At 71.4% G+C, this 11,050-nt stretch carries 12 protein-coding genes and 1 pseudogene; 6 read left to right on the plus strand and 7 right to left on the minus strand.

Going from position 1 to position 11,050, the window contains the following annotated elements:
* Together QOL99_RS10925 and QOL99_RS10930 are read right to left on the minus strand one after the other, a co-directional pair.
* Positions 1-956: pseudogene (locus QOL99_RS10925) on the minus strand (ATP-binding cassette domain-containing protein); the annotation flags it as partial.
* Between the two features lie 36 nt (positions 957-992).
* Positions 993-1,754, minus strand: a complete 762-nt coding sequence (locus QOL99_RS10930; protein ID WP_285523800.1) for a class I SAM-dependent methyltransferase — start codon at positions 1,752-1,754, stop codon at positions 993-995.
* A 36-nt stretch (positions 1,755-1,790) separates the two neighbouring features.
* On the opposite strand from QOL99_RS10930, the gene trhO reads away from it, so the two are divergent.
* Positions 1,791-2,690 carry an oxygen-dependent tRNA uridine(34) hydroxylase TrhO gene (gene trhO, locus QOL99_RS10935; RefSeq protein ID WP_285523801.1) on the plus strand — a complete coding sequence of 300 codons (900 nt, stop codon included), beginning with the start codon at positions 1,791-1,793 and terminating at the stop codon, positions 2,688-2,690.
* Between the two features lie 153 nt (positions 2,691-2,843).
* On the opposite strand, the gene QOL99_RS10940 is transcribed toward trhO, so the two are convergent.
* A complete protein-coding gene (locus QOL99_RS10940) occupies positions 2,844-3,326 on the minus strand; it encodes an Hsp20/alpha crystallin family protein (RefSeq protein WP_285523803.1) in 483 nt (160 codons plus the stop codon).
* 340 nt (positions 3,327-3,666) lie between these two features.
* Here QOL99_RS10940 and pyrR point away from each other — a divergent pair, with 340 nt between their 5' ends.
* From pyrR to QOL99_RS10955, 3 genes are all read left to right on the plus strand, one after another.
* Positions 3,667-4,218, plus strand: a complete 552-nt coding sequence (pyrR, locus tag QOL99_RS10945; RefSeq protein ID WP_285523805.1) for a bifunctional pyr operon transcriptional regulator/uracil phosphoribosyltransferase PyrR — start codon at positions 3,667-3,669, stop codon at positions 4,216-4,218.
* Positions 4,215-5,171, plus strand: a complete 957-nt coding sequence (locus QOL99_RS10950; protein WP_285523806.1) for an aspartate carbamoyltransferase catalytic subunit — start codon at positions 4,215-4,217, stop codon at positions 5,169-5,171. The genes pyrR and QOL99_RS10950 overlap by 4 nt, the downstream gene beginning before the upstream one ends.
* 177 nt (positions 5,172-5,348) lie before the next feature.
* Complete coding sequence (locus QOL99_RS10955; protein ID WP_285523808.1) at positions 5,349-6,599, plus strand: dihydroorotase; 1,251 nt, start codon at positions 5,349-5,351, stop codon at positions 6,597-6,599.
* 83 nt (positions 6,600-6,682) lie between these two features.
* On the opposite strand, the gene QOL99_RS10960 is transcribed toward QOL99_RS10955, so the two are convergent.
* Positions 6,683-6,859 (minus strand): hypothetical protein, encoded by a 177-nt coding sequence (locus QOL99_RS10960; protein ID WP_285523810.1) that lies wholly within the window; start codon positions 6,857-6,859, stop codon positions 6,683-6,685.
* A 276-nt stretch (positions 6,860-7,135) separates the two neighbouring features.
* On the opposite strand from QOL99_RS10960, the gene QOL99_RS10965 reads away from it, so the two are divergent.
* On the plus strand, positions 7,136-7,399 hold the full coding sequence (locus QOL99_RS10965; protein WP_285523811.1) for a cold-shock protein: 264 nt from the start codon (positions 7,136-7,138) through the stop codon (positions 7,397-7,399).
* An 83-nt stretch (positions 7,400-7,482) separates the two neighbouring features.
* On the opposite strand, the gene QOL99_RS10970 is transcribed toward QOL99_RS10965, so the two are convergent.
* The 3 genes from QOL99_RS10970 to QOL99_RS10980 all read right to left on the minus strand — a co-directional run bounded on the left by QOL99_RS10970 (position 7,483) and on the right by QOL99_RS10980 (position 9,660).
* Entirely contained in the window at positions 7,483-8,568 is a 1,086-nt protein-coding gene (locus QOL99_RS10970; protein WP_285523813.1) for a quinone-dependent dihydroorotate dehydrogenase, read from the minus strand.
* Positions 8,569-8,647: 79 nt separating this feature from the next.
* Positions 8,648-9,208: an RrF2 family transcriptional regulator gene (locus QOL99_RS10975; RefSeq protein WP_407650173.1), complete on the minus strand. Its 561-nt coding sequence runs from the start codon at positions 9,206-9,208 to the stop codon at positions 8,648-8,650.
* Between the two features lie 101 nt (positions 9,209-9,309).
* Positions 9,310-9,660 (minus strand): hypothetical protein, encoded by a 351-nt coding sequence (locus QOL99_RS10980; RefSeq protein ID WP_285523815.1) that lies wholly within the window; start codon positions 9,658-9,660, stop codon positions 9,310-9,312.
* A gap of 126 nt (positions 9,661-9,786) precedes the next feature.
* On the opposite strand from QOL99_RS10980, the gene QOL99_RS10985 reads away from it, so the two are divergent.
* A partial coding sequence (locus tag QOL99_RS10985) for an anthranilate synthase component I family protein (protein WP_285523816.1) occupies positions 9,787-11,050 on the plus strand: 1,264 nt, incomplete at its 3' end.

Consider the following 11,050-nt stretch of genomic DNA (forward strand, 5'->3'; position numbering starts at 1 on the left):
GCCGGTCAGCCGGGCGGCCTCCTGCTGGCCCAGTCGGGCGGCCCGGGTCTGGGTGCGGCGCTCCAGCTCGCGCCCCTCGCGGGCGCGGGAGTAGCCGCCGGGATACTCGCGGGCCGCGCCGCCCTCCAGCCACAGGCTGCGGGTCGCGGCGGCGTCCAGAAAATCGCGGTCGTGGCTGGTGAGCAGCACGCCGCCTGAAAAGTCGCGCAGCCAGCCCTCCAGCCATTCGCGCATCCGGATGTCGAGGTGGTTGGTGGGCTCGTCGAGCAGCAGCAGGTCGGGTTCCTGCGCGAGCGCGAGGGCCAGCGCCAGCCGGGTGCGCTCGCCGCCCGAGAGCGTGGCCGCCTCCCGGTTCAGGAAGCGGGTGAGGTCGAGCATCCCCAGCACCCGCGCGGCGCGGGCGGGCCAGCGGTGGGCGTCGGCGCCTTCCAGCCGGGCGTGCAGGGCCGACCACGCGGCCAGGGNAGCCGGGTGCGCTCGCCGCCCGAGAGCGTGGCCGCCTCCCGGTTCAGGAAGCGGGTGAGGTCGAGCATCCCCAGCACCCGCGCGGCGCGGGCGGGCCAGCGGTGGGCGTCGGCGCCTTCCAGCCGGGCGTGCAGGGCCGACCACGCGGCCAGGGTCGCGGGATCGCCCAGGTCCGCCTCCAGCGCGAGCAGCTCGGTTTCCAGTGCCCGGTAGGGGTGCGCCGCGTCCACGAGGTCGCGCACGGTCAGGCCCGGCGGGTGGACGTGGTGCTGCGCGAGCACCGCCAGCCGCAGGCCCTCACGCCGCCACAGCGTCCCCTCCTCGGGCACGACCTCCCCGGTCAGCACCCGCAGCAGCGTGGTCTTCCCCGCCCCGTTGCGCCCCAGCAGCGCGAGGCGGTCCTGTGGGGAGACCGTCAGCGACACCTCGTGCAGGACCGCCCGTTCCCCGAAAGTGACGGAGAGCGAATCGGCGGTCAGGAGGGGCGGCACGGGGGGGAGGCTAGCAGAGGGGCCGGGGGGCGCCTGTCACCGGGGTTTCAGAACCGTCAGTACCGCCCCAAAGCTGAGGTCACGGGCCTCATCGCCGCCGTAGAAGGGCCGCAGCTGACCTTCCAGCCACCCCCTGACTTCCCCTTCCGTCTCATCCCCACGCTCGGTGGCGGCGATGGTGTTGGAGTGCGTCATCAGGTAGGCCACGAGTTCCCGCCGGGTGAGGGCGAGTCCGTGCCGGAAGCGTTCCTCATGCCAGGAAAAGCCCGCCGCCTGCGCCTCGGCTTGCCCGAACTCGTAGCGGTGACGGGGCGGGGTCGGATACCGCTCTCCGTAGGAGGAGACGAACGCGCGGAAGTCCTCGCGGCCCGGCATCTCCCCCAGGAAGAAGTCGTCATAGAGGGCCAGCACGCCGTCCGGCTTCAGGGCGCGGCGGGCCCCCACCAGAAAGCGGTCCCGGTCAAACCAGTGGAAGCCCTGCGCCACCGTCAGCACGTCCAGCAGGCCGTCCCCCAGCGGCAGCGCCTCGGCCGGAGCCTGGGCGTAGGTCACGCGCGGGTGGGGCTGGGCGTGGGCCAGCATCGCCCCGGACACGTCGAAGGCCAGCACCCGGTCCACCAACTCGGCCAGCGCCACGCTCGACAGCCCCGTGCCGCAGGCCACGTCGGCACCCAAGTCACGACCCGTCAGGTGCGGGGCGAGTCGTACCAGCACAAGCGGATGAAAGGCGGGCCTCCCGGCCGCGTAGCGTGCGGCCCCCTGGGGGGTACCAAAGGGGTTCGTGACCGGGCTGGACATGGGCGCAGTATAGGCCGCCGCCGCTATCATCCTCCGGTGTCCGCCCCTGCCTCCTCTCCCGCCTGGGTCGTCGCCGCCCTCTACCAGTTCCGCTCGCTGGAGAACCCCGCCGGACTGCGCGACGACCTCCGGCGGCTCGCCTCCCGCCTGGGGCTGTGCGGCACCCTGATCGTGGCGCCCGAGGGCATCAACGGTACGGTGGCCGGGTCGCGGGAGGAGATCGACGCTCTGCAGGCCTTTCTGCGGGCGGCCGGGTTCGACCGCATGGAATACAAGGAGTCCGCCAGCGAGGAGCAACCCTTCCGGCGGCTGAAGGTGCGGCTCAAGCGCGAGATCGTGACGATGGGCCTGCCCGTGCAGCCGCTCGCGCAGGCGGGGCACTACGTCACCCCCGCCGAGTGGAACGCGCTGCTCGAAGACCCCGAGGTGCTCGTGATCGACACCCGCAACCGCTATGAGGTGGAGGCCGGGACCTTCCGGGGTGCCGTCGATCCAGGGCTGGACTCCTTCCGTGAGTTCCCGGCGTGGGTGGAGGCGCACCGGGACGACCTCGCGGGCCGCCGCGTCGCCATGTTCTGCACCGGGGGCATCCGCTGCGAGAAGTCCACCAGCCTGCTGCGGGAGCTGGGCTTCGGGGACGTGTTCCACCTTCAGGGCGGCATCCTGCGCTACCTGGAGGAGGTGCCGGAGGCCCAGAGCCGCTGGGAGGGCGAGTGCTTCGTCTTCGACGGCCGGGTGACGGTGGGGCACGGCCTGACGCCCGGCACCGCGCAGATGTGCCACTCCTGCGGCTGGCCCCTGACGCCGCAGGACACCACGCACCCCCATTTCGAGCCCGGCGTGAGCTGCGGGCACTGCTTCGGCAAGACGACGCCGCAGCAAAAAGCCGCCTTCCGCGAGCGCCAGCGTCAGTACGACGCGGCGGGGCACGCTTAGCGCCGTTGGGCCCCCTCACTCCTTGCTGTGCAAGGCCCTCTCTGCCCGCAGCTCTCCGGGCCCCACGAGCCACGAGGAGAGAGGGGCAGACAACCAGGTCCCCAAGTCAAAAAACGCCCCGGCACGGGGCCGGGGCATGGGCAGGAGGGCGGATTATTCCTGGGTCTGCTCGGTCGGGCTGCCCTGCTCGGCGTCCACCGTCTTCGGGGCGCTGAGCTGGCCGCCGCTGCGAATCTGGATGGAGCGCTTCTGGGCGGCTTCCGAACGGGGCACGTGCAGGGTCAGGGTGCCGTGGTCGAAGGCGGCCTCGACCTGGGTCAGGTCGTACTTGGACGGCACACTGAAAGTCCGCATGAAGGTGCCGTAGGCCCGCTCGACCCGGTGGGCGGTGCGGCCCTCGCTCCGGGCGTACCTGCGCTGCGCCTGCACCGTCAGGGTGTTGTTCTCGGCCTCGATCTGGATGTCGCCGGGCTGAACACCGGGCAGGTCGAGGGTCAGTTCGAGCCCCTGTTCGTCCTCGTGGATGTCGATGGGGGGCGCGAGGCGGGCGGCCTGGCCGTTCATGGCACTGCCGAAGGCCCGGTCCATGCGCTGGGTCAGTTCCTCGATTTCACGGAAGGGATCAAATCGCATCATCTGGAAACCTCCTGAATCTGGAAGCGCGTGAGTCGGTGTCGCACCCCGCGCTCAACTGTCCAGAGCGTAAAACCTGAGCGTAGTCCTGTCAAGTTTAGTGCGCCTTAAGCTGTGTGGTCGGGGTCGCCTTCCGCGCGGGCGGCGGGGCGGTGTACACTCCCGCAGGCGCAGGCCACCCCGGCCCGCGCAGCTTTCCCCCTCTTCGGCGGTCCCGTGAGGCCGCACCCGCCCCGTGAGGCAGGAGAAGGAGTTCTATGTGGTCCATCCCGACGAGCCGCCCGCCTGTGCTGGACGGCGTTTTTTTTGTGCCCCCGTTGTCTGTATTCGGGGAGAGACGAGCGTGACCCCCAAGGCCACCATCCTGACCGCCGACGAGGTGCGCCGCGCCCTGACCCGCATCGCGCACGAGATCGTCGAGCGCAACCGGGGCGCCGAGCAGCTCGCCCTGATCGGCATTCACACGCGCGGCATTCCACTGGCGGCGCGGCTGGCCCGCAAGCTGGAGGAGCTGGAGGGCGTGTCCATCCCCACCGGGATGCTCGACATCACCCTCTACCGCGACGACCTGTCCGAGGTCGCGCAGCAGCCCATCATCCGCGAGACGCAGGTGCCTTTCGACCTCGCCCGGCGGCGGGTGGTGCTGGTCGACGACGTGCTGTACACCGGGCGCACCGTGCGGGCCGCGCTGGACGCGCTGATCGACCTGGGGCGGCCCGAGGGCATCCAGCTCGCGGTGCTGGTCGACCGGGGGCACCGCGAGCTGCCCATCCGCGCCGACTACGTGGGCAAGAACCTCCCCACCGCCCGCACGGAGATGGTCAAGGTGAGGCTGGCCGAGACCGACGGCGTGGACGTGGTGGAACTCCACGACACGCCGGGGGAGCGCCCGTGACCGCCCCCGCGACCACTCCCGCGACGACCGGCACGCGCCCCCGGCACCTCCTCGACTTCGCGGACTGGACGCCGGAGCGCCTGACCGCGCTGCTGGACAACGCCGACACCATGAATCAGGTGCTCGACCGTCCGGTGCGGAAGGTTCCGGCGCTGCAGGGACTGACCGTCTGCACCGCCTTTTTCGAGAACAGCACCCGCACCCGCGTGAGCTTCGAACTCGCCGCCCGGCGCATGAGTGCCGACGTGGTGTCTTTCGCGGCGGGCGCGAGCAGTCTGAATAAGGGCGAATCGCTGGGCGACACGGTGGAGGTGCTGACCGCCTACAAGGTGGACGCGTTCGTCGTCCGGCACCCGGCGAGCGGGGCGGCGCATCTGGTGGCCCGCTACTCCGGCAAGCCCGTCATCAACGCGGGCGACGGCCGCCGGGCGCACCCCACCCAGGCGCTGCTCGACGCCTACACCATCCGGCAGGAGTTCGGTTCGCTCTCAGGCAAGACGGTCGCCATCGTGGGGGACATCCGGCACTCGCGGGTAGCCCGCTCGAACGCGGAGCTCTTGCCCAAGCTGGGTGCCCGCGTGCGGCTGTGCGGCCCGGCGACGCTGCTCCCGGCGGGGCTTGCCGCGCTGCCGGGCGTCACCCTCACCACCGACCCCCGCGAGGCCGTGCGGGGCGCCCACGCGGTGATGGCCCTGCGACTCCAGCAGGAGCGCATGTCGGGCGGCTACCTCGCCAGCCTGGCCGAGTACGCCGACCACTATCAGGTCAATGGACGGCTGCTACGGGAGGCCGAGCCCGGCGCCATCGTCCTGCATCCCGGCCCCATGAACCGCGACCTGGAAATCAGCTCGGACGTGGCGGACGGCGAGCGGAGCCGGATTCTGCGGCAGGTCGAGCACGGGCAGGCCGTGCGGATGAGCGTGCTGTACCACCTGCTGGTGGGGCGGGAGTAGGGGTGGCTCCCTCCCTCCTCGTGGGGGAGGGTTGGGGTGGGGGGGCGACGAAGCGAGCGTCAAGCGGGCAAGATGCCCTGCCTCTCCTTCTGGTCGTGCCCGCCCACCCCAACCCAACCTCCCCCCTGAAGGGGGAGGAGCAGAAAAGCAGTGGACGCCTGCATTCAAGGAACTGAAATGAAACAACTCACCATCACCAACATCAAACGCCCCGGCTCCGATGGGCTCGAATCCGTCACCGTCGAGAACGGCGTCATCACAGGCTGGAACCTTCCGCACCAGGGCGATGTGATTGACGGCAGGGGCGGCACCGTCGCCCCCGCCTTTATCGAACCCCACGCCCACCTGCGCGAGCCGGGGCAGACGCAGAAAGAAGACCTCGCCTCGGGCCTCGCGGCGGCGGCGGCGGGCGGGTACGGCACGGTCGTCTCCATGCCCAATACGTCGCCCGTGGTGGACGACCCGGCCACCGTGCGGGCGCTGATCGAGAAAGCAGACGGCCTCGGCTTGGCTCGGCTCCGGCCCGCCGCCGCGCTCACCCGGGGACAGAACGGTGAGCATCTGGCCGAACTCGCCTACCTCAGGGAAGCGGGCGCGGTGATGTTTACCGACGACGGCCGCACCAGCGAGGACGCCCGCGTGCTGCGGCTGGGGCTGGAGTACGCCCACTCGCTGGGCATGGTGGTCAGCGTGCACGCCGAGGACGCCTCGCTGCGGGCAGGCGGCGTGATGAACGAGGGGCCGGTGTCCGAGGCGCTGGGGCTGCCCGGCAATCCGGCGGCCGCCGAAGCGGCGCGGGTCGCCCGTGACCTGGAAATCGTCGCCCAGACGGGGGCCCGGCTGCACGTCCAGCACCTCTCGACGGCGCGGGCGCTGGAGCTGGTGCGCGGGGCCAAGGCGCGGGGTCTGCCCGTCACCTGCGAAGTCTGCCCCCACCACCTCCTGCTGACCGACGAGGCGCTGCGGTCCTTCGACGCGCTGTACAAGGTGGCCCCGCCGCTGCGGACCCAGAAGGACGCCGACGCGCTGCTCTCGGGCCTGCTCGACGGCACGGTGGACTGCCTCGCCACCGACCACGCGCCCCACACGCGGGCGGAAAAGGAACGCGACCTGCTGGAAGCGCCCTTCGGCATCGCGTACATCGAGATCGCCTTCCCGTTGATGTGGACGCACTTCGGGGAGCGGCTGGGGCTCGGGCGGCTGCTCGACCTGATGACCGCCGCTCCCGCCCACGTGCTGGGCTGGCCCGCGCCCACGCTGGAGCCGGGATCTCCCGCCGACCTCGTGGTGCTGGACCTGGACACGGGGCGCGAGGTCAACCCCGCCGGGTTTCTCAGCAAGGCGAAGTTCTCACCGTGGGCGGGCGAGACCCTGCGCGGCTGGCCCACGCTGACGGTGGTGGGGGGCCGGGTCGCCTTCCGGCGCTAACAGCCGACGCTCACAGAGCGCAGAGAACGCCGGGCATACGAGGGCCCGGCGTTCCTGGGGTCAGCGTTGCTCTGCGGTGACCCTTACAGGTCGAGGGGGTCGGGATTCTCGCTGCCCTTGCGGCCCTGATCGAGATCGTTGTGCTGCAGGCGTTCTTCCTGCTTCTCTTCTCCCACGCCGGGATTCAGTCCCTTGCGGGCATCGGGCAGGTCGTCCTGAACGTTGGCGTCGGTGTTGGCGAGGTCTCCGGGATCGGTCATGTGGCGTCTCCTCCGTCGTCCATGCTGTCACGGGCCCCCCGGCACACCCTGAACTGCCCTTGCGAAACGCTTGGGAGACGTGGCCGGAAGGCCCCATTCCGGCTGACGGAGGAGGCTCGCCCTTCCCTCGTCCATCCCACTATGTAGTCCACGCTGCTATTCCCTGGCCTGACTGGTGTAGTCTTTGCAGGTAGTTTTCCATGTACGCAGTGAACAAGAGGCGCACGGATCAACTGGCCGTGTGTTTTTTCGTATCTGGAAGATCAGGAGTTGAACATGGCTGTAGGTAAAGTGAAGTGGTTTAACGCGGAAAAAGGCTTTGGATTCATCGAGACGCCCGGGAGCCCCGACGTCTTCGCGCACTTCAGCGCGATCCAGAGCACCGGCTTCAAGAAGCTCAACGAGGGCGACGAGGTCGAGTACGACGTCGAGGACGGGCAGCGCGGCAAGGGCCCGCAGGCCAAGAACATCGTGGTCACCAAGGCGGCCCCTGTCAGCGAGTACGGCGACCGCCCCGCGCGTCGCGACGACCGCTGGTAAGTCCAACCACCCAACCAGGGAGCCCTTCCGGGGCTTCTTTTTTTGTCTTGCGAGCCGGGCGCCCGGGCCATCCGGAATCCGGGTCAGGCGTCCACGCCCACCGCCTCTGCCACCGACGAGAAGCCGTCGCGCTCCAGCAGACGCGAGAGGCCCCGGTGAATGCGGGCGGGCAGGCCCGGTCCCTCGTAGATCAGGGAGGTATACACCTCCACCAGACTGGCCCCGGCACGAATCTTGGCGTAGGCGTCCTCGGGGGTGAAGACGCCGCCGACGCCCACGATAGGCACCCGGCCCCCAGTCAGGCGGTAGGCCGCGCGGACCAGCGCCGTACTCCGCCCGGTCAGCGGCCGCCCGCTGAGGCCCCCCGCCTGCTCGCGGCTGGGGTGGGTCAGGCCGCCCCGCGAGAGGGTCGTGTTGCTGACGATCAGGCCGTGCGCCCCAGCTTCCAGCACCGCGCCCACGCTCGCCTCGAAGTCGGCGGGATGGAGATCGGGGGCCAGCTTCACGAGAACGGGAGGACGGCTGAGGGTGCGGACGCGGGAGGCGTCCACCTCGGCCAGCACCGCCCGCACGAGGGCCGCGAGGTCGCCTGCCGCCTGCAGCGCCCGCAAGCCCGGCGTGTTGGGGCTGCTCACGTTGACCACGAAGGCGTCGGCCACGTCCCCCAGCGCCCGCACGAGACGCAGGTAGTCCCCGGTCGCCTCCTCGTTGGGCGTGGCCTTGTTCCTGCCGATGTTGACCCAGACTGGGACCGGGCGGCCCCGCAGCGCCGCGAGGCGGGCGTGCAGGGCATCCGCCCCCGCGTTGTTGAAGCCCATGCGGTTGATCAGCGCCCGGTCGGGCGGCAGCCGGAAGAGGCGGGGCCGCTCGTTGCCGGGCTGCGCGAGGGGCGTCACCGTGCCCACCTCCACGAAGCCGAAGCCCAGGGCACAGAAGGCCGGGACCGCCTCCCCGTTCTTGTCGAGGCCCGCTGCCAACCCCAGCGGGGAGGGGTAGGCGTGGCCCCACAGCGTCTGCGCCAGCCGGGGGTCGGCGGGGGCCGTGAGCGCCCGGACGGGGACGGTCCATCCCGGCACCCGCGAGGCTACCCCCAGCGCCCGCAGGGTGAGGTGATGGGCGTCCTCGGCGTCGAGGCGGAACAGGGCAGGCTGGAGCAGGCGACGGTACATCGGGCCTCAGGATACGGGGCGGGGGCCAGAAAAAGGGCGCCTCCGGGGGAAGGCGCCGCGTGTCTGGAAGGGAGGGAGGTTAGCTCCTGGCGTAGGCGGGTTCCAGCTGCACCAGCCGGGCGTGCTCCTGCCGCTCGCTGTCTGCGATCAGGTCGGCCAGGGTGGTGGCCCCCAGCACGTCGCGCAGGGCGGTGTCCNCGGGTTCCAGCTGCACCAGCCGGGCGTGCTCCTGCCGCTCGCTGTCTGCGATCAGGTCGGCCAGGGTGGTGGCCCCCAGCACGTCGCGCAGGGCGGTGTCCACCCGCTGCCACAGGTCCACCGTGCCGCAGACATGGCCCCTGTCACAGACATGGTCCTCCTCGACGCAGGAAACGGGCGCGATGCTGCCCTCCATCGCCGTGACGACCTCGTAGGCGCTGATCCCGGGGGCGGGGCGGGCGAGGCGGTAGCCGCCGTGGGCGCCGCGCACGCTCTTGATAAACCCGGCGCGGCGCAGGTTGCTGGCGATCTGTTCGAGGTAATGCTGGCTGATGCCCTGGCGCTCGGCCACGTCCTTGAGCGGCACGGCCACGCCGCCTTCCCGGCGCCCGATCTCGATCAGGGCACGCAGGCCGTACTGGGCTTTGGTCGAGACCCACATGGGACAAGTGTACCCGTAAACCCGGACGGCGTGTAGGGATTTAGCGACATTGGGCAGGAGTGGGGGGCTATGGCGGAGGGTCGGAGGTGGCCCCGTGCGCCTCACTCCCCGCAGGGCTGACCCGGAATGGAGAGCCGCAGCCCCGACACGTCCAGCCACAAGCGGTCGCCTGCCCGGACCCGCAGATGGTGGCAGCCGGGTGGGAGCGACCGGTCCGCGAGGGTCAACGTGCCTGCCGCGTACTCCGCCCGGACCGACGACGCTACGGTGAAGGTCAGTGTGGCGGCGTACCGGCCCGCGCTGACATGCTGGACCCCGTCCCTACGCCACGAGCGTTCGGCCTGGGCCACCTTGTCCGAGGTCTGGAAGGGGACATGGGGGATGGTGCAGGCGGCCAGCGACAGGACGAGCGTCACCGCAGAAAGCAGTCGCAGACGAGCAGGAACCGTCATCGTGAACCTCCAGGGAACGGGACGTGCCCTCAGCGTAACCGGGTGGGGCCTGCCAGGACACCGCACATCTGAAGCCGGTCACGTGAAACGGACCCCCCGCGCCCCCGCTCCCCTACAATCCGGCCCGTGACGGCCCTGCCTCCCCTGCCCGCCTCCCTCGCTGCCCTCTCGCCCGCCGACGCGTTGCTGCGGTTGCGGGCGGCGGGCGCACCGGGGGTCGCGCTGCTGGAATCGCTGGGGCCGGTGGTGGAGTACGGGCGCTCCTCCTTTCTGAGCGCCTGGCCCGTGCGGGTGCAAGAAGAGTTGCCCGAGCGCCCCACCGGGGACGGCCTCTTCCCCGCGTGGCTGGGGGGCCTGAAGTACGAGGCGGCGGGCGCTTTCGGCCTGGACACCCACGCCCCGGACGGGCGGGCCGGGTGGTGGGGCCTCTATCCCAGCGGGCTGGTGTGGGACCGCGCGGCGGGCACGCTGGAGGCCGTGGGCGAGGCCGGGCATGTGGACTGGGCGGCGGTGCTGGCGGGAGAACCGGCGCCCCCGCCGACCCTCACGGTGGGCCCCTTCGGCGCCGACGACGTGGACTACCCGGCGGGCGTCCGCGCCGTTCAGGAGCTGATCCGGGCCGGGGAGGTCTATCAGGTCAACCTCTCGCGGGGGGTGCGGGCCACCGCCGAGGGGGACCCGCTGGCCGCCTACCTGCGGCTGCGGGAGGTCAACCCCAGCCCCTTCATGGCCTTTCTCGACCTGGGAGACGAGGCCGTCGTGTCGTGCTCTCCCGAGCGGCTGGTGCTGTGGGCGGAGGGCGAGGTCGCGGCGCGGCCCATCGCGGGCACCCGGCGCCGGGGCGATACGCCGGGGGAGGACGCGGCGCTGGAGCGCGAACTCCGGGGCGACCCCAAGGAGACCGCCGAGCACACCATGCTGGTGGACCTCGTGCGGCACGACCTGGGGCGGGTCGCCGCGCCCGGCACGGTGACGGTCCCCGACCTCGGGCTGGTGGAGCGTTACAGCCACGTCATGCACCTTGTCTCGGAGGTGCGGGCGCGGGCGCGGGAGGACCTGACCGTGCGCGGGTTGCTGGCCGCCACCTTTCCCGGCGGCACGATCACGGGCGCTCCCAAACCCCGCGTGATGACCGCCATCCGCGACCTCGAGCCCGGCCCGCGCGGGTGGTACACGGGCGGCGTGGGGACCGTCAGCGGGGCGCGGGTGGACGTGAATATCCTGATCCGGACGGCGGGATTTACGCGCACGGGCCAGGGCTGGACCGTCACCGTCCGCGCGGGCGGCGGCACCGTGATCGACGCCGACCCCCGGCGGGAGGCGCAGGAGACGGTCCACAAGGCGCAGGCCCTCCTCGCGGTGCTCGCGGGGCAGCCGGGGCGCCCGCCGC

This window comes from Deinococcus rhizophilus (assembly GCF_030271215.1).
Lineage (GTDB): Bacteria > Deinococcota > Deinococci > Deinococcales > Deinococcaceae > Deinococcus > Deinococcus rhizophilus.

Excerpts from the sequence above, each read along its gene's own strand:
- QOL99_RS10965 (WP_285523811.1), top strand. The coding sequence starts at position 7,136 with ATGGCTGTAGGTAAAGTGAAGTGGTTTAACGCGGAAAAAGGCTTTGGA.
- QOL99_RS10970 (WP_285523813.1), bottom strand. The coding sequence starts at position 8,568 with ATGTACCGTCGCCTGCTCCAGCCTGCCCTGTTCCGCCTCGACGCCGAG.
- QOL99_RS10930 (WP_285523800.1), bottom strand. The coding sequence starts at position 1,754 with ATGTCCAGCCCGGTCACGAACCCCTTTGGTACCCCCCAGGGGGCCGCA.
- QOL99_RS10955 (WP_285523808.1), top strand. The coding sequence starts at position 5,349 with ATGAAACAACTCACCATCACCAACATCAAACGCCCCGGCTCCGATGGG.
- QOL99_RS10960 (WP_285523810.1), bottom strand. The coding sequence starts at position 6,859 with ATGACCGATCCCGGAGACCTCGCCAACACCGACGCCAACGTTCAGGAC.
- QOL99_RS10940 (WP_285523803.1), bottom strand. The coding sequence starts at position 3,326 with ATGATGCGATTTGATCCCTTCCGTGAAATCGAGGAACTGACCCAGCGC.
- QOL99_RS10980 (WP_285523815.1), bottom strand. The coding sequence starts at position 9,660 with ATGACGGTTCCTGCTCGTCTGCGACTGCTTTCTGCGGTGACGCTCGTC.